The organism is Geodermatophilus sp. SYSU D01045 (assembly GCF_054050295.1).
Map to the genome: position 1 here is coordinate 111,632 of NZ_JBJGZB010000005.1, position 16,684 is coordinate 128,315.

At 76.8% G+C, this 16,684-nt stretch carries 18 protein-coding genes; 11 read left to right on the top strand and 7 right to left on the bottom strand.

The genetic code is table 11. The features are described from left to right. Window positions 1-6 precede the first annotated feature (6 nt). Entirely contained in the window at window positions 7-1,248 is a 1,242-nt protein-coding gene (gene mftD / locus ACI798_RS05955; RefSeq protein ID WP_457047474.1) for a pre-mycofactocin synthase MftD, read from the bottom strand. A 169-nt stretch (window positions 1,249-1,417) separates the two neighbouring features. Further along, complete coding sequence (locus ACI798_RS05960; protein ID WP_456939474.1) at window positions 1,418-1,561, bottom strand: hypothetical protein; 144 nt, start codon at window positions 1,559-1,561, stop codon at window positions 1,418-1,420. Between the two features lie 193 nt (window positions 1,562-1,754). On the opposite strand from ACI798_RS05960, the gene ACI798_RS05965 reads away from it, so the two are divergent. The 4 genes from ACI798_RS05965 to ACI798_RS05980 all read left to right on the top strand — a co-directional run bounded on the left by ACI798_RS05965 (window position 1,755) and on the right by ACI798_RS05980 (window position 4,929). Beyond that, window positions 1,755-2,255: a winged helix-turn-helix transcriptional regulator gene (locus ACI798_RS05965; protein ID WP_456939473.1), complete on the top strand. Its 501-nt coding sequence runs from the start codon at window positions 1,755-1,757 to the stop codon at window positions 2,253-2,255. A gap of 109 nt (window positions 2,256-2,364) precedes the next feature. Next, on the top strand, window positions 2,365-3,012 hold the full coding sequence (locus ACI798_RS05970) for a dienelactone hydrolase family protein (RefSeq protein ID WP_456939472.1): 648 nt from the start codon (window positions 2,365-2,367) through the stop codon (window positions 3,010-3,012). After that, window positions 3,009-4,121: a CaiB/BaiF CoA transferase family protein gene (locus tag ACI798_RS05975; RefSeq protein WP_457047475.1), complete on the top strand. Its 1,113-nt coding sequence runs from the start codon at window positions 3,009-3,011 to the stop codon at window positions 4,119-4,121. Before ACI798_RS05970 ends, ACI798_RS05975 begins: the two co-directional genes overlap by 4 nt. A gap of 43 nt (window positions 4,122-4,164) precedes the next feature. Next, entirely contained in the window at window positions 4,165-4,929 is a 765-nt protein-coding gene (locus ACI798_RS05980; protein WP_456939470.1) for a crotonase/enoyl-CoA hydratase family protein, read from the top strand. Here ACI798_RS05980 and ACI798_RS05985 read toward each other — a convergent pair. Next, window positions 4,926-6,026, bottom strand: coding sequence for a LacI family DNA-binding transcriptional regulator (locus ACI798_RS05985; RefSeq protein ID WP_456939469.1), 1,101 nt, complete (start codon window positions 6,024-6,026; stop codon window positions 4,926-4,928). The genes ACI798_RS05980 and ACI798_RS05985 overlap by 4 nt on opposite strands. A gap of 153 nt (window positions 6,027-6,179) precedes the next feature. Continuing rightward, window positions 6,180-7,769 carry an LCP family protein gene (locus tag ACI798_RS05990; RefSeq protein WP_456939468.1) on the bottom strand — a complete coding sequence of 530 codons (1,590 nt, stop codon included), beginning with the start codon at window positions 7,767-7,769 and terminating at the stop codon, window positions 6,180-6,182. A 125-nt stretch (window positions 7,770-7,894) separates the two neighbouring features. On the opposite strand from ACI798_RS05990, the gene ACI798_RS05995 reads away from it, so the two are divergent. The 5 genes from ACI798_RS05995 (at window position 7,895) to ACI798_RS06015 (ending at window position 12,426) form a co-directional block, all read left to right on the top strand. Further along, window positions 7,895-9,253 (top strand): MFS transporter, encoded by a 1,359-nt coding sequence (locus tag ACI798_RS05995; protein WP_456939467.1) that lies wholly within the window; start codon window positions 7,895-7,897, stop codon window positions 9,251-9,253. A 36-nt stretch (window positions 9,254-9,289) separates the two neighbouring features. Then, window positions 9,290-10,432, top strand: coding sequence for a thiolase family protein (locus ACI798_RS06000; RefSeq protein ID WP_456939466.1), 1,143 nt, complete (start codon window positions 9,290-9,292; stop codon window positions 10,430-10,432). Window positions 10,433-10,498: 66 nt separating this feature from the next. After that, window positions 10,499-11,308 carry an acyl-CoA thioesterase gene (locus tag ACI798_RS06005; protein WP_456939465.1) on the top strand — a complete coding sequence of 270 codons (810 nt, stop codon included), beginning with the start codon at window positions 10,499-10,501 and terminating at the stop codon, window positions 11,306-11,308. A 91-nt stretch (window positions 11,309-11,399) separates the two neighbouring features. Continuing rightward, the gene (locus ACI798_RS06010; protein ID WP_456939464.1) at window positions 11,400-11,999 is read left to right on the top strand and encodes a YceI family protein; all 600 of its coding nucleotides are present in this window, start codon (window positions 11,400-11,402) and stop codon (window positions 11,997-11,999) included. A gap of 79 nt (window positions 12,000-12,078) precedes the next feature. After that, entirely contained in the window at window positions 12,079-12,426 is a 348-nt protein-coding gene (locus tag ACI798_RS06015; RefSeq protein ID WP_456939463.1) for a hypothetical protein, read from the top strand. Here the strand turns inward: ACI798_RS06015 and ACI798_RS06020 are convergent. The 3 genes from ACI798_RS06020 to ACI798_RS06030 are packed head-to-tail and all read right to left on the bottom strand — an operon-like array spanning window position 12,399 to window position 14,536. Next, window positions 12,399-12,950, bottom strand: a complete 552-nt coding sequence (locus ACI798_RS06020) for a dihydrofolate reductase family protein (protein WP_456939462.1) — start codon at window positions 12,948-12,950, stop codon at window positions 12,399-12,401. The genes ACI798_RS06015 and ACI798_RS06020 overlap by 28 nt on opposite strands. After that, a complete protein-coding gene (locus ACI798_RS06025; RefSeq protein ID WP_456939461.1) occupies window positions 12,947-13,870 on the bottom strand; it encodes a helix-turn-helix domain-containing protein in 924 nt (307 codons plus the stop codon). Before ACI798_RS06025 ends, ACI798_RS06020 begins: the two co-directional genes overlap by 4 nt. A 54-nt stretch (window positions 13,871-13,924) precedes the next feature. Continuing rightward, on the bottom strand, window positions 13,925-14,536 hold the full coding sequence (locus tag ACI798_RS06030) for a TetR/AcrR family transcriptional regulator (RefSeq protein WP_457047476.1): 612 nt from the start codon (window positions 14,534-14,536) through the stop codon (window positions 13,925-13,927). A gap of 59 nt (window positions 14,537-14,595) precedes the next feature. Between ACI798_RS06030 and ACI798_RS06035 the strand changes: the two genes are divergently transcribed. Together ACI798_RS06035 and ACI798_RS06040 are read left to right on the top strand one after the other, a co-directional pair. Continuing rightward, on the top strand, window positions 14,596-15,003 hold the full coding sequence (locus ACI798_RS06035; protein WP_456939459.1) for a RidA family protein: 408 nt from the start codon (window positions 14,596-14,598) through the stop codon (window positions 15,001-15,003). Between the two features lie 115 nt (window positions 15,004-15,118). Then, entirely contained in the window at window positions 15,119-16,669 is a 1,551-nt protein-coding gene (locus ACI798_RS06040; protein WP_456939458.1) for an MFS transporter, read from the top strand. The last annotated feature ends 15 nt before the right edge of the window (window positions 16,670-16,684 follow it).

Genomic DNA, 16,684 nt, shown 5'->3' on the forward strand with positions numbered 1-16,684 from the left:
CGGCGGTCAGGCGCTGCGGGCGCGGCGGGGGCGGGTGGGCACGGCCTCGACCGGGGCGTCGGCGCCCTCGACGCCGAGGCGCCGCTCGAAGCCGGGCGGGACGACGAGGTCGTCGCGGGACAGGTCGGCGGCGGACTCCCGCGCCAGGCCGGTCAGCGCGCAGCCCAGGCCGTCGCGCAGCAGGTCCAGCACGTTCTCCACCCCGGCCTGCCCGTTGGCGGCCAGGCCCCACAGGTAGGCGCGGCCGATCATCACGGCCTTGGCGCCCAGGGCCAGGGACTTGGCGACGTCGGAGCCGCGGCGGATGCCTCCGTCGAGGAGCACCTCCACCTGGTCACCGACCGCCTCGGCGATCGCGGGCAGCGCGCGGATGGAGGCGGGGGTGCCGTCGAGGTTGTTGCCGCCGTGGTTGGACACGGAGATCGCGGTGACGCCGGCGTCGACGGCGCGCTTGGCGTCGTCGACGCGCATGACGCCCTTGAGCATGAACGGCCGGTCGTCGCCCCACAGCTCGCGCAGCCAGGCGACGTCCTCCCAGGTCGGCATGGGGGACTGCATCCAGGCGCCGTAGGCGCCGAAGAACGTGGGCGGGGTCTCGGCCGGGTCGCCGACCATGTTCGGCACGGTGAGGTCGGGCAGCCGGCGGGTCCTGGCGAACTGCCACAGCCAGCGGGGCCTGAGCGCGACCTGGGGCGCGTAGCGGCGGACGGCCTCGAGGTCGATCTTCTCGGGGATGAACGGGGAGCCCCAGTCGCGGCCGTAGGAGAACGACCAGTCCAGGGTGGCGATCAGCCCGGCCACGCCGGCCCGCTTCGCGCGCTCGACCTTGGCGGCCATGGTGTCGCGGTCGCCGACCCAGTAGAGCTGGAAGAAGGTCTTGGGGTTGGCGGCGACGACCTCCTCCATCGGCTTGCTGGCCATCGAGGACAGGCCCATCGCCACGTTCCGGGCGGCGGCGGCGCGGGCGACGGCGACCTCGCCGTCGGGGTGCACCGCCTGCACGCCGGTGGGGCTGATCAGCACCGGCATCGAGACGTCCTGGCCCATGACCGTGGTGGCCAGGTCGCGCTTGTTGGACAGGCCGGCGGTGTGCGGGGCGAAGCCCAGCTCGTCGAAGGCGCGCAGGTTGTCGTCGACGGTCAGGCCCTTCTCCGAGCCGGCCACCAGCGCCCCGTACACGCCCTTCGGCAGCCGCCGCTCCGCCCGCCGCTGCGCCTCGGCCACCGTCTCGAACCAGGGGTTGGCCATGTCGTCTCCGTCCGGTCGGTCCCCGGGACCGACCCCCGGTGGCACTCAGTGCCACCCTAACGTCGCCGGTGTAGCGCAGGCCACACCCGGGGAACGGAGCAGCCCCGCGGCCGGGAGGGCCACGGGGCTGTCGTCGGGGGTGCGCCGGCGGGCGGCGCGGGTGCCGCGGTCAGAAGCGGGCGGCCACGGCGGCGATCTCGTGCGCCGACTCGAGGGTCGGGGCGGCGGCGAGGGCGCGCTGCAGCTCGCGCTCGTCGCGACGGCGGGCGCGGGTGCTGCGAGCGGAGGCCAGGGCGGTGCGCAGGCGGGTCATCTCGGTTTCTCCTCGGGCGGGGTGCCGCCGATCGATCCACGGCGGCGGCCACTTCCGGTCGTCACCGGCGGGCCCGGGCGGGTGGGGCGTCGGTCACTGTGATCGCCGTCTCGACCTGCTGGGTCTGCATCTCCAACCATCCTCGCCGATGCACGGTTCGTCAAGCGAACCCAGCGTGACCTACGCTGCACCCGTGACGGCCGACACACCTCCCGACGGGTACGACCGGACGCGCTGCTCGGTCGCCGGCACCCTCGCCGTGGTGGGGGAGAAGTGGAGCCTGCTGGTGCTGCGCGAGGCGTTCCTCGGCGTGCGCCGGTTCGCCGACCTGCAGCGCGCGCTCGGGGCGCCGAAGGCGGTGCTCACCGACCGGCTCAACTCCCTGGTCGCCCAGGACCTGCTCGCCCGCGTCCCGTACCAGGAGGAGGGCGCGCGGCAGCGGCACGAGTACCGGCTCACCGAGCGCGGCCGCGACCTCTACCCGGCGCTCGTCGCGCTGATGCAGTGGGGGGACCGGTGGCTGGCCGGGGACGGCGTCCCGCCGCTGGCGCTCACCCACCGGGACTGCGGCGCGCCGGTGGCGCTCGGGCTGCGCTGCGCCGCGGGACACGAGGTCGGCGGGCCGCGCGAGGTCACCGCGACGCCGACGGGCCGTGATCGGCCCGGTGAGACGGCCGCCACACCCGCGGGCTAGCGTCGGCGGCGCCCGTGCTGCTGCGACCCGGGAGGCCCCTCTGCCCACCACCGTCATCCCCGGTGCCGCGAGCGCCCCGGAGCTGTCCGCCCACCTCGCCGTGCCGCCGGTGGGGGAGGGGCCCTGGCCCGGCGTCGTGGTCGTGCACGAGGTCTTCGGGCTCACCGACGACGTCCGCCAGCACGCCGACCGGCTGGCCGCCGCCGGCTACCTCGCCGTCGCGCCCGACCTGTTCACCGCCGGCGGCGCGGTGCGCTGCCTGCGCTCGACGTTCCGGTCGCTGAGCCGCGGCGAGGGCCCGGCCTTCGGGGACCTCGAGGCGGCCCGCCGGTTCCTCGCCGGCCGCGACGACTGCACCGGCCGGATCGGCGTCCTCGGCTTCTGCATGGGCGGGCAGTTCGCGCTGCTCGGCGCCACCCGCGGTTTCGACGTCGCCGCGCCCAACTACGGCCCCCTGCCGAAGGACGCCGAGAGCGTGCTCAAGGGCGCCTGCCCGGTGGTGGCCGGCTTCGGCGGCCGCGACCGGGCGCTGCGCGGCGCGGCGGGCCGGCTGGGCCGGGTGCTCACCGACCTCGGCGTCGAGCACGACGTGAAGGAGTACCCGGACGCCGGGCACTCGTTCCTCAACCGGCACAACGCGGGGCCGTTCACGGCGCTGGAGAAGGTGCTCGGCGTCGGCTACCACGGCCCCTCGGCCGAGGACGCCTGGGCGCGCATCCTGCGCTTCCTGGACCGGCACCTGCGGGCCGCGGCGTGAGCGGGGGCGCGAGCGGCCCGCTGGCCGGCCTGCGGGTCGTCGAGCTCGGCGGCATCGGGCCCGGCCCGCATGCCGCGATGGTGCTGGCCGACCTCGGCGCCGACGTCGTCCGGGTGGAGCGGCCCTCCGGTGGCCTGTCGCTCGGCGGCGCCGCCCGCGACGTCGTCATGCGCGGCCGGCGCTCGCTCGGCGTCGACGTCAAGGCGCCCGAGGGCCGCGACCTGGTGCTCGGCCTGGCCGGGCACGCCGACGTGTTCCTCGACGTCTTCCGCCCCGGCGTCGCCGAGCGGCTGGGGCTCGGCCCCGACGCGTGCCTCGAGCGCAACCCCGGGCTGGTCTACGCGCGGATGACCGGCTGGGGCCAGGACGGGCCGTGGGCCGACCGGGTCGGCCACGACGTCAACTACCTCGGGCTGACCGGCACGCTCGCCGCGCTCGGCCGGCCCGGGCAGGTGCCGCGGCCGCCGATGAACCTGGTCGCCGACTACGGCGGCGGCTCCATGCTGGTGCTGGTCGGCATCCTCGCCGCGCTGCACGAGCGGTCCCGCTCGGGCCGCGGCCAGGTGGTCGACGCCGCCATGGTCGACGGCGTCGCGCTCATCTCCCAGGTGCTGTGGTCGATGCGCGGCATGGGGCTGTGGTCCGACCGGCCGGGCACCAACGTCCTGGACGGCGGCGCGCCCTACTACGACGTCTACGCCTGCGCCGACGGCCGGTTCGTCGCCGTCGGCGCGCTGGAGCCGCAGTTCTACGCGGCGCTGCTGGAGGGGCTCGGGCTGGCCGGGGACGACCTGCCCGCGCAGACCGACCCGCGCGGCTGGCCGCGGCTGCGGGAGCTGTTCACCGCCGCGTTCGCCGCCCACCCGCGGGAGCACTGGGAGCTCGTCTTCGACGGCACCGACGCCTGCGTCACCCCGGTGCTCACGACGGGGGAGGCGGCCGCGCACCCGCACCTGGCCGCCCGCGGCACGCTCGTCGAGGTCGACGGCGTGCAGCAGGCCGCTCCCGCGCCGCGCTTCTCGCGCACCCCGGCCGCCCCCGCCGCGCCGGTGACCACCGGCCCGGCCGACGCCGCCGCCGTCCTGGAGGAGTGGTCGCGCCCCCGATGACGGGAGCGCACGAGCCGCGGTGCGCCGCGGAGGAGGAGGGACCGTGACCGAGCCCGTGCTGGTCGAGCGCCGCGGCGCCGTCCAGGTCATCACGATCAACCGGCCGGAGGCGAAGAACGCCCTCGACGGCGCGGTGGCCCGCGGCGTCGCCGCGGCCGTGGACGAGCTGGACGCCGACGGCGACCTGCGCGCCGGTGTGCTGACCGGCGCCGGCGGGACGTTCTCCGCCGGCATGGACCTCAAGGCGTTCCTGCGCGGCGAGCGGCCGGCGATCGAGGGGCGCGGGCTGTGCGGGATCACCCAGACGCCGCCGCGCAAGCCGCTGGTCGCCGCCGTCGAGGGCTGGGCGCTGGCCGGCGGGTTCGAGCTGGTGCTGGCCTGCGACCTCGTCGTCGCCGGGGCCTCGGCGCGCTTCGGCGTGCCCGAGGTGACCCGCTCGCTGGTGGCCGCCGCCGGCGCCGCGCTGTTCCTGCCGCGGCGCGTCCCGCAGGCGGTGGCGATGGAGATGCTGCTGACCGGCCAGCCGATCGACGCCGAGCGGGCGGCGGCGGTCGGGCTGGTCAACCGCGTGGTCGCCGAGGGCGGGGCGCTGGAGGCCGCCGTCGAGCTGGCCGGCGTCATCGCCGCCAACGGCCCGCTGGCGGTCGCCGCCACCAAGGAGATCGCCCGCGGCACCGCGGACTGGACCGCCGAGGAGGGCTGGGCCAGGCAGCAGGCGCTGGTCGAGCCGGTGTTCTCCTCCGAGGACGCCCGCGAGGGCGCGACCGCCTTCGCCGAGCGCCGCGCGCCCGTCTGGCGCGGCCGCTAGCCGACCGGGCCGGTCGAGGTCCGCACCACCAGCTCGGCGGGCAGGGTGCGCGGCGGCGGGGCGGGCCGGCCGGCGAGCAGGTCCAGCAGGGCCTGCCCGGCCGCCCGCCCCTTCTCCCGGGTCGGCTGGCGCACGGTGGTCAGGCCGAGGCCGGCCGCCGTCGTCGCGTCGTCGAAACCGGTCACGGACAGGTCCTGGGGCACGCGCAGCCCGCGCCGGGCCGCCGCGCGCAGGGCGCCCTCGGCCAGCCGGTCGCTCAGGCACAGCAGCGCGGTTGGCCGGGGGTCGGTGGCGAGGACGGCGTCGGCGCCGGCCTCCCCGACGTCGGGTGTGCTGTCCCCGCCGTGGAACACCGGGACGGCGGCCCAGTCGAGCCCGGCCCGCTCCGCGGCGTCGCGGTGGCCGGCCAGCCGGTCGCGGGTGACGGCGTAGGTGGCCGCCTCCTGGGTGGCGAGGTCGGCGAGCCCGGGCCGGATCGGGTCGCCGTGCATGCCGAAGGACACGACGGCGAGCCGCCGGTGCCCCATCTCGAGCAGGTGCGCAGCGACGGCGGCCGCGGCGGCGCGGTCGTCGACGCCCACCCACGGCGCCGCCGGCGCCCCGAGCGCGGCCAGCCGGTCCGGGCGGGGCTGGTCGACGACGGCCAGCGGGAGCCCGCGGGCGATGGCCGCCGCGAGCAGCGGGTCCTCGTCGCCGACCGAGGAGACGACCAGCCCGTCCACGACGGCGTCGGTCACCGCGGTCAGGCGCCGGGCGGGGTCGGTCGAGCCGGGGACCAGCAGCAGCCCCGACCCGGCGGGCTCGGCGACCTCGGTGACCCCGGCCAGCAGCGCGACCGCCACCGGGTCGTCGAAGGCGTAGGACAGCCCGTTGTCGTAGGCGACGCCGATCGCGCCCACCCGGCCGCGGCGCAGGCCCGCGGCCAGGGGATTGGGGCCGGGGTAGCCGAGCCGGCGCGCGGCGGCCAGGACCCGCTCGCGCAGCGCGGCGGAGAGCTGGTCGGGCCGGGAGAAGGCGTTGGACACCGTCTTCGCCGAGACGCCGACCTCGGCGGCCACGTCCCGCAGCGTCACCGGGCGCGTGTGGTCGGCGGGCACGCGGCCATTCTGCGGCCGCCTGCCTCCCGCGCAGGCCGCTGCAGGACGGGTGCTCCGCGGTGGACACGCCTCCCCCGCCCTCTCGAGGCGGCGTCGAGAGGGCCACCGGCGTGTGGTGGTCCCCGAGGCGGTGGCCCGCACGGGCCGCGGGCCCTAGTTGATGCAGCCGGTGTCGGCCGCCGTCCGGGGCTCCTCGGCGGGCGCGGCCGTGTCGCCGGTGCCCGCCGGCGGGGCGGTGGCCTGGCCGATGCCGGTGAAGTCCGAACCCAGGATCAGCTGGACGGTCCCGGAGGTGGCGTCGTCGGTGACCTCGGTGACGGCGCCCGGGACCTGCACGGCGAGCGTGGCGGCGAGCGCCTCGTCGCCGGGGGCGTGCCGGATCGTCGTCGTCCCGTGGTCGCTGCTGTCGGCGTTGCCGGTGCTCGTCACGGGAAAGCCCGCGGCCTCCAGGTCGGCCGTGGCCTCCGCGGCGATCCCGGAGATCCCGGAGCCGTTGTAGACCTCGACCGAGACCTCCGACGGGTCGACCGTCGCCGGCGGCGCCGGGGCCTCCGGGGCCGGCGCCTCGGGCTCGGCGGACAGACCCGCGAAGAACGCGCGCAGCGTGTCCTCGTCGGCCAGCTCCACGATCGAGGCGCCGTCCCCGTTCTCCGCGTTCGGATCGGCGATGGGGACGGTCTGGAACTGGATGTCCCCGGCCGTCACCGACTGCATCTGCTGCGCGAGGTCGAGCAGGTCGAGGTCCTCGTCGACGGTCAGCGACTCCGACACCGCCCGGACGAGCTCCCGCTGCTTGCCGAGGTCGAGCAGCACGTCCTGGGAGAGGATCTTGCGGAGCACGCCGCCGATGAAGACCTGCTGGCGGACGATCCGGTCGAGGTCGCCGCGGGGGAGGGCGGCGGTGCCGTCCGGCCGGACGCCGTGCCGCTGGCGGACGAACTTCAGCGCGTCGGCGCCGGAGATCGTCTGCTCCCCGGCGGGGAACACCGCGCCGGAGTACTGCGAGTCGTCGACCGCGTGGCAGAGGTTGACCTCCACGCCGCCGACGACGCTGGTGAGCTCGAAGAAGCCGAGCAGGTCCACCTCGGCGTAGTGGTCGATCTGCAGCCCGCTCAGCCCGTTGATCGTCTGGATCAGCAGCTGCGCGCCGGCGGCCTGCTTCTCGGACTCCGGCGCGTCGTCGTCGACCTCGGCGGCGCCGTAGGCGTAGGCGGCGTTGAGCTTGTCCGTCCCGTGGCCTGGGATCTCCACCCAGGCGTCGCGGGGGAACGAGACGAAGGAGGCGCCCGACCCGTCGGCCGGGACGTGCACCAGGATCATCGTGTCGGTGTTCGTGCCGGAGTCGACGCCGGCGTTGAGCTCGGCGAGCTGCTCGGGCGTGAGGTCGGCCCGGCTGTCGTTGCCGACCAGCAGCAGGTTCATCGCCTCGGGCATGCCGCCGGACTCGGCGTTGCCGTCGGCCGGGATCGCGTCGGTGCGGTCGACCGCCGCGTCGGCGAGCCGGCCCAGGTACCAGCCCCACCCGCTCCCGGCCAGCACGACCACCGACACGACGGCGGCGACGACGCGGGCCACGACGGCGCCCCGGGAGGAGCGGCGGCAAGGCGCCGGGTTCCCGCGGGCGCCGGGAGTCCGGGCGGCACCGGCGGTGCGGTCGCGGGCCGGGCGACCGGCGCGCGGGTCGAGCCGCGGGGGGATCGGCCGGCCCTCGGGGCTGCCGTGCTCGGGGCGGTCTCGGCTCACGCGGCGGAGGTTAGGGGCGCACGGCGCTCCTGTGGGGCCCAGGACACGGGGCGGCCGTGCCTTCTCCGGGACGGATCGGCGTCGCCGAGGGCTTCATCGATGAAGAAGCGGGTACCCGCCCCGGCATGGCAGGTCCCGCAGCGGTCCCGACCCTGTGCGCGGTGCAGTTCGTCGACGTCCTCGGCACCACGCTGGTCGTCGCCGCCCTGCCCACGGTGCTGGCCGACCTCGGGGCGCCGCCCTCGGCGGCCGCGCCGGTGGTGACCGTCTACGCGGTCCTGTTCGGGGCACTGCTCATGCCGGCCGCACGCCTGGGCGACCGGTACGGCCACGCGCGGGTCCTGGGGACCGGGCTGGCCGGCTTCGGCGCGGCGTCGCTGCTGGCCGCGGTCGCGCCGTCGGCCGGCGTGCTGGTGGTGGCGCGCGGCGCCCTGGGGGCCGCGGCCGCGCTGTCGGTGCCGACCGCGCTGCGCCTGCTGACCGCCGCGACGGAGGAGGGGAGCGCGCGGCGGCGGGCGCTGGCCGCCTGGAGCGCGACCGGCGCGGCCGCCGGCGCGAGCGGGCTGGTGCTCGGCGGCGTGCTCACGGACCTGGCCGGCTGGCGGGTGCTGTTCTGGGTGCAGGTGCCGCTGGCCGCGCTGCTCCTGGCCGCGGTGCGCCGCACGGCGCCGCCGACCCCGCGCCGCACCGGCGGAGCGCTCGACCTGGCCGGCGCCGGGGTGCTCACGGCCGCGGTGGCGGCGGTCGTGGCCGGCGCGTCGCTGCTCGAGGACGGTGCCTCCCGGACCGCCGGCGTCGCGCTCCTGCTCGCCGGGCTCGCCGCCGCCGCGGGCCTGCCCGCCGTCGAGCGGCGCTCGCCCGACCCGCTGCTGCCCCGGGCCGCCGTCGCGCACCCCCGCCTGCGCCGCGGCGTGCTCGCCTCGGCGGCGAACACCGCGACCACCAGCTCGGCGGTCACCGTCGCGACGCTGCACCTGCAGGACGCCGGCGGCCTCGGCGCGACCGCCGCGGGGCTGGCGCTGGTGCCGTTCAGCCTGTGCGTCGTCGCCGGGGCGGGCCTGGCCACGCGGGTGCTGCGGCGGTCGCCGGCGCGGGTCGCCGCCGCGGCGGGGCTGGCCGTCATCGCCGCCGGTGACCTGGCGCTGCTCGGCGCGGACGTGGGCACGTGGGTGGTGTCGGCCGCGGTCGCCGTCGCGGGGCTGGGCATCGGGCTGTCGTCGGTGGCCGCGACCTCGCTGGGCACCGACGTCGGCCCGGAGCTGCAGGGGACGGCGGCCGGCGCGGTCAACACCGCCGCGCAGCTCGGCACCGCCCTCGGCGTGGCCGCCGTCCTGCTCGTCGTCCGGGCCTCCGGCGGGACGGGGCTGCCGCTGGCCGGCAGCGGGCTCGGCTGGGTCACCGCGGCACTGCTCGCGGCCGTCGCGGCGGGAGTCCTGGCGCGGCGCCCCGCCCGGGCGTCGGAGCCCGCCGGGAGCGCGGGTTAGTGTGCCGGGCACCACACCCGGTCGGAGGGAGCAGACATGCGTGACGCGGTGATCGTCGAGGCGGTGCGCACGCCCGTGGGCAAGCGCAACGGCGGGCTGTCCGGGGTGCACCCGGTCGACCTGTCCGCGCACGTCCTCACGTCGCTGGCCGAGCGGGCCGGCATCGACCCGGCCGAGATCGAGGACGTCATCTGGGGCTGCGTGTCCCAGGTCGGCGAGCAGACCTTCGACATCGCCCGGACGGCGGCGCTGGCCGCGGGCTGGCCGGAGACGGTCACCGGCGTGACCGTCGACCGGCAGTGTGGTTCCTCGCAGCAGTCGGTGCACTTCGCCGCCGCGGGCCTGGTGTCCGGGCAGTACGACGTCGTCGTGGCCGGCGGCGTCGAGTCGATGTCGCGGGTGCCGATGGGCAGCGCCCGGCAGGACGCCAACCCGTTCGGCACCCGGTTCTTCGAGCGCTACGGCGGCGCGAAGATCAACCAGGGCCTGGGCGCGGAGACGATCGCCGAGCGGTGGGGCCTGTCGCGGCAGCGCTGCGACGAGTTCTCCGTGGCCTCGCACGAGAAGGCCGCCGCCGCCCGCGCGGAGGGCCGCTTCGACGCCCAGATCGCCCCGGTGACCACGCCCGACGGCACCGTCGTCAGCCAGGACGAGGGCATCCGCGAGTCGTCGGTGGAGAAGCTGGGCACGCTCAAGACCGCCTTCACGGAGGACGGCGTCATCACCGCCGGCAACTCCTCGCAGATCTCCGACGGCTCGGCCGCGCTGCTCATGACCACGAGCGAGAAGGCCGCCGAGCTGGGCCTGCGCCCGATCGCCCGGGTGCACACCGCCGTGCTCGCCGGCGCCGACCCGGTGGTCATGCTCACCGCGCCGATCCCGGCCACGCAGAAGGCGCTGGCGAGGTCGGGGCTGTCGATCGACCAGATCGGCGTCTTCGAGGTCAACGAGGCGTTCGCGCCGGTGCCGCTGGCCTGGCTGGCCGACCTCGGCGCCGACGAGAAGTCGCTCAACCCCAACGGCGGCGCCATCGCGCTGGGGCACCCGCTCGGCGGCTCCGGTGCGCGGATCATGACGACGCTGGTGCACCACATGCGGGACAACGGCATCCGCTACGGCCTGCAGACGATGTGCGAGGGCGGCGGCCAGGCCAACGCGACCATCCTCGAGCTGCTCTGACCCCTCCGCTCCCGGGCCCGGGGCCGCCTCACCAGGCGGTCCCGGGCCCGGTTACGTTCGGCGGCCGTGAGTCCGACCGCGGGAGAGCCCAGCCTGCTCGACGTCCTGACGCTCGAGGAGATCGACCGGGACCTCTACCGCAGCACGCTGGTGTTCACCGACCCGTTCCCCCTCTACGGCGGGCAGGTCGCGGCGCAGGCGCTGCTCGCCGCCGGCCGCACGGTGGCGCCCGACCGGCTGCCGCACTCGCTGCACGGCTACTTCCTCCGCAGCGGCGACGCCGCCCGCCCGACCGTCTTCCGCGTCGACCGCGACCGGGACGGCGGGTCGTTCTCCGCGCGCCGGGTGGTCGCGGTGCAGGGCGGGGAGGTGGTGCTGTCGATGTCGGCGTCGTTCCAGGCACCCACCGCCGGGCCCGACGTCCAGGTGGCCGCGGCGCCGGGGGCCGAGGACCCCGCGGAGTGCGAGCCGTTCGCGCTGCCCCGGCTGTTCACGATGGACGGCCGCCGCCCCTCCCAGCCCCACCCGGCCGCCTCCTGGCCGACCCGGTTCTGGTCGCGGTCCACCGTCGCGCTGCCCGACGACCCGCTGGTGCACGCCTGCGCGCTCACCTACCTGTCCGACATCGGCACCGGGCTGTCGGCGCTGCCCGAGGACGAGGCGGCGCCCGGCCCGACGCTGGACCACGCGGTGTGGTTCCACCGGACGGCCCGGCTGGACGACTGGGTGCTCGTGGACCTGGTGCCGCACACGGTGTCCGGCGGGCGCGGGTGGTACACCGGGTCGGTGACCACCCGCGACGGCGTCCTGGCCGCGAGCCTGACCCAGGAGACGTTGTTCCGGCCGGGCCGCAACCCGTTCCGCCCGGGCCGCTGAGGCCGTCCGCGGCCCGGTCCCGGGGCCCGGCGGTGGCACCGTCGGCGGGATCGGCGAGGATGGTGTGTCAGCGAGGGGGAAGGACGGACACGTGGCGAAGCACCGGGCAGCAGAGAGCGACCCCACCGACTTCGACGCGGCGACGGCTGCGCTGGCCGACGTCACGGGCGACTACACCATCGACGTGGCGCACACCCGGATCGGCATCCGGGCGCGGCACGCGATGGTGACGACCGTCCGCGGCTCGTTCACCGAGTTCGCCGGCGAGGCGCACCTCGACGTGCAGAAGCCGGGTGCGAGCAGCGTGTCGATCCGGATCAGGACCGCGAGCATCGACACCGGCCAGGCCGACCGGGACGCGCACCTGCGCTCGCCGGACTTCCTCGACGTCGAGCGGTTCCCGGAGATGGTGTTCACCTCCACCGACGTCGAGCAGGTCGACGACGACACCTTCGAGGTGACCGGCGACCTCACCATCCGCGACGTCACCCGGCCGGTGACCGTGGAGTTCACGATGACCGGCTCGGCGAAGGACCCGTTCGGCAACACCCGGGTCGGCTTCGAGGGCGCGCTGGCGATCAAGCGCAGCGAGTGGGGCCTGACCTGGAACACGGCCCTGGAGACGGGCGGGTGGCTGGTCAGCGACCGCATCCAGGTCGAGTTCGACGTCTCGGTGATCCGCGCCGCCTGACCGCCCGGTCCGGCACGCGGCCCGGTCCTCCCTCCCCGGCGCGCGTGCTGCCGGACGTAGCGGTCCCCGTCGACGGCTGGTGAGCGGCCCCGGCGGGGCCGACGTCGCCCGGCAGTGCCTCGCCGCGGGCCTGGTCGACGAGGTGCTGGTCGACGAGGTGCAGCTGCACGTCGTGCCGGTGGTCGCCGGCGACGGGCTGCCGCTGTTCGCCCGTCCCGGCCCGGCGGTGCGGATCACCCCGCTCCGCGTGGTGGCCGCGCCCGGCGTCATCCACTGCCGACACCGCGTCGAGCGAGACCGAGCCGGCCGGTCGACGGGTCGAGGAGTCGGCAGGTCGCGACCTCGCCTCGTCGAGCTGTCGCGACGTCGCCTCGTCGATGTGTCGACACCTCGACCGGGTCAGGAGCCGGGGCGGACGACGTCGTAGCGCACGACGGCGAACTCGCCGTTCTGCGCGACCTCCCGGGTGACCAGCTCGACGTGCGCCGGCAGCAGCGGCATCCCGGCGCCCAGGGTGACCGGCGCGATCGAGACGACGAGCTCGTCCAGCAGCCCCGCCCCGGCGAACTGCGCGGCCACCGGCCCGCCGCCGACCACCCACACGTCGAGGTCCCCGGCGGCCGCGACCATCTCGCCGTGCAGCGCGCGCAGCTCCTCGGGGGTGTCCGCGCTGGTGAAGCGGATGTCCGCTCCCTCGTACGGCGTCAGCTGCCGGTGGGTGAGCACCCAGGCGGGCTGGTCGTAGGTCCAGGCGTCCGGGCCGCCGTGCTCGCGCACCCACTCGTACGTCGAGGCGCCCATGACCAGCGAGCCGACGGTCTTCTCGAACGCCTTGTAGCCCATCGCGCCCTCGTGGTCGGCCTCCCGCGTGAGCAGCCAGTCCAGGGAGTGGCCGGGGCCGGCGATGAAGCCGTCGAGGGTCGTGGCGGTGTAGTAGACGGTGCGGGTCATCGGTCCCTCCGGGAGAGCCACTCGATCGGGTCGCCGGCGTCGACCGCTACGCCGGCGTCGCGCAGCCAGTGCCGGGCGAGCAGCCGGCGGTGCGCGGAGAAGGTGAGGACGTGCGCGACGACGCTGCCGAGGACGAAGCTCTCCGGCGGCTCGCACAGCGCGTCGACCAGCCGGTCGCCCCAGGCGCCGCGGCGGGCGATCTCGCGGACGGCGGCCAGCCAGCGCGGCGCGACGACGTCGTGCCGGTCGATCAGCGCGGCCGGGTCGTCGGCGCCGCGGGCGGGGTGCTCCCCGCCCTCGATGGAGGCGACCCACACCTCCAGCGACCAGACGAGGGTGTCGAGGACGGCGGCGAGCGTCTCCTCGGCGCCGTCCCAGGCGAGGACCGTCAGGCCCGGCGCCCGCACCCGGCGGTACTCCTCCTCGGGCAGGCCCTTGGCCAGCTCGAGCAGGCCGCGGGTGTCCTCGACACCGTGGTGCACCAGCAGCGCGGTCACCTCGTCGCCGCCGCGGCGCGCGGGCTCGTCGGCCACCCACAGCGACGCCGGCGGGTGGAAGTGGATGCCGTTGGGTGCCGGCAGCCAGTGCCCGTCCCTCGCGGCGCTGCCCGGGTCGGCCGAGCCGGGGCTGCGGCCGTAGGCCCGCGCGAACGCCCGGCTGAAGCCCTCGACCGACTCGTAGCCCGCGGCGAACGCGGCGTCGGTGACGCTCGCGCCCTGGCGCAGCTGCCAGGCCGCGCGCTCGAGCACCACCCGGCGGCGCAGCGCGACCGGTGACTCCCCGGCGCCGCCGGACACCTGCCGGCTGAAGTGGAACGGCGAGGCGTAGGCGTCGCCGGCCATGTCCGAGAGCGTGCGGTTGTCCTCGTCGAGGACGGCGTCGAGCAGTTCGCGGAGGCGGTCGCGGCCGGGCGGTGTCACGCGTCGAGTCTGGCGACCCGGGCGGCCGCGTGGCCCGACCGTTCTTGCGCTGTGTCAGCTGGCCGACCAGGCGCGCTCCACCGACGCCCGGCAGCGGGCGGGGTCGTCGCCGGCGGCGGTGAGCAGGGCGACGGCGGTCTCGACGGCCTGCGGCACGAGGACCCCGGCGGGCAGCACGCCCTGCACCACCAGCGACACGAGGCCGTGCCCGGCCGCCCAGTACCGCGTCGCCAGGGCGCGCGGGTCGGTGCCCGCGGCCAGCCGGCCCTCGTCGCGGGCGCGGGCGGCGGCGTCCACCAGCCGCCGGAACGTCGCGTCGGCGGCTCCGGCGTCGGCCAGGTCGGCGCGGGCGTCGAACATCGCCCGGTACAGCTCCGGGGCGTCCAGGGCGTTGCGCGTGTAGGCGACGCCGAGCGCGGCCAGGTCGTGCACCGGGTCGGCGGTGCGGGCGACGGCGTCCAGCCGGGCCGCGAGCCGGGTGAAGCCCTCCTGACGGACCGCGCTCCACAGCCCCGGCATGCCGCCGAAGTGCGTGTACACAGCCATCGTCGAGGCGCCGGTGCCCTCGACCAGCGCGCGCAGCGTGACCGGCTCGCGGCCGGCGAGCATCCGCGCCGCCCGCTCGACCAGCAGCCGGCGGACGGCGGGGTCGGGGCTCCTCGGCATCCCGGAACTGTCGCATAGCGCCGCTATGTTCTGGCTCCCACCACCCCCGAGGAGGAGCCGTGACCGTCCAGCTGATCGACCCGCCCGGCCTGCCCGTCCCCGGCGTCTACCGCCAGGTGGCCGTCGCCACCGGCCGCCGCACCGTGTACCTGGCCGGCCAGGTCGCCCGCACCGCCGCGGGCGAGCCCGTCGGCCCCGGCGACCTCGCCGCGCAGACCGAGCAGGCGTTCCTCAACGTGGCCACCGCGCTGGAGGCCGCCGGCGGCACGTTCGACGACGTCGCCAAGCTCGTCCTGTACGTCGTCGGCTGGTCGCCGGAGGCGCTGCCCGCGCTCGGCGAGGGTGTGGCGCGGGCGTCGGCCCGGCTCGGCCGCGACCTGACCCGGCCGGTCACCCTGCTGCCCGTGGCGGCGCTCGCCGAGCCCGACCTGCTGATCGAGGTGGACGCCACCGCCGTCCTCGACTGACCTCGACCACCGGCACGCGCGGGTGTCGGTGGGGCACGACCGGGTAGGGCAGCACGGCACGGCCGTGCCGGACGGCGGTCGCGCCCCCCGCTGCACCACCGGAAGAGGCCTCCCCGTGCCGCCACGCGCATCCACCGACGCCCCGTCGCAGGCCGCCACCGAGGAGGGGTACCGGCCGGACCCGAAGCGGTGGACCGCGCTGTCGGTGACCCTCGTCGTCGGCTTCATGAGCCTGCTCGACGTCAGCATCGTGTCCGTCGCGCTGCCCTCGCTGCAGTCCGACCTCGGGGCGACGCCCGCGACCGTGCAGTGGGTGGTGTCCGGGTACGCGCTGACCTTCGGGCTGATGCTGGTCCCCGCCGGCCGGCTGGGCGACGCGTTCGGCCGCCGGCGGCTGTTCCTGCTCGGGCTGGCCGGGTTCGTGCTCTCCAGCGCCGCGGCCGGCGCGGCGCCGTCGGTGGGCTGGCTGGTGGCCGCCCGGCTGGTGCAGGGGCTGGCGGCCGGGTGCCTGGCGCCGCAGAACTCCGCGCTGATCCAGCAGCTGTTCCGCGGCGCCGAGCGCGGGCGGGCGTTCGGCCTGTTCGGCGCCACGGTCGGGATCTCGACCGCCGTCGGCCCGGTGGTCGGCGGCGCCATCCTCGGTCTGGCCGACGGACCCGGCGGCTGGCGGTGGCTGTTCTACGTCAACGTGCCGATCGGCGTCGTCGCGTTCGCGCTCGCCCTGCGGCTGCTGCCCCGCGGCGGCAGCGGCGGCCGCGGGCGGATCGACGTCGTCGGGGTGCTGCTGCTCGGCGCCGGGGCGCTGGCCGTGCTGTTCCCGCTGGTGCAGGCGGAGTCCGGCGGGCTGGCGCAGCTGTGGTGGCTGTTCCTCGTCGGGGCGGCGCTGCTCGCGGTGTTCGTCGCGTGGGAGCGGCGGGTGGTGGCCCGCGCCGGGCAGCCGGTGTTCGACCCGCGGCTGGTCACGCAGACCCGCGGCTATGGCATCGGCGCGGCGCTGGGCACCGTCTACTTCGTCGGGTTCAGCGGCATCTGGCTGGTGTTCGCCCTGTTCTTCCAGACCGGGCTGGACTACACGCCGCTGCAGTCGGGGCTGGCGGTGACGCCGTTCGCCCTCGGGTCGGCGTCGGCGGCGGTCGTGGCCGGGCGGCTGGTGGAGCGGCACGGCCGGAGGCTGACGGTGTTCGGCCTCTCGGGCGTCATCCTCGGCCTCGCGGCGGCGGCGGTCGTCCTGCTGCTGGTCCCGCCGTCGGCGGCCGGGTGGGCGGTCGCGCCGGCGCTGCTGGTCGGCGGCATCGGGGGCGGGTTCGTCATCTCGCCCAACATCACGATGACCCTGCGCGACGTGCCGGTGTCCATGGCCGGGTCGGCCGGCGGGGGCCTGCAGACGGCGCAGCGCTTCGGCGCGGCCGTCGGCACCGCGGCGCTGCCCGGGCTCTTCTACCTCGTGCTGTCGGCGTCCGGCGACTACCCGACGGCGGCCGCGGCCGGGTTGGCCGTGTCCGTGCTCGGCGCCGCTGCCGCCCTGGTCCTCGGCGTGGTCGACCTCCGGCGCAACCGCGGCCACGACGACGGGGTGGAGCAGGCCGCCGACGACGGCGGCCCGGCGCCCGACGAGCGGCACGGTCCCGACGGCGTGCACAGCCACGGCCACGCCTCGCACGGCTGAGGGCCCCGGGACGAC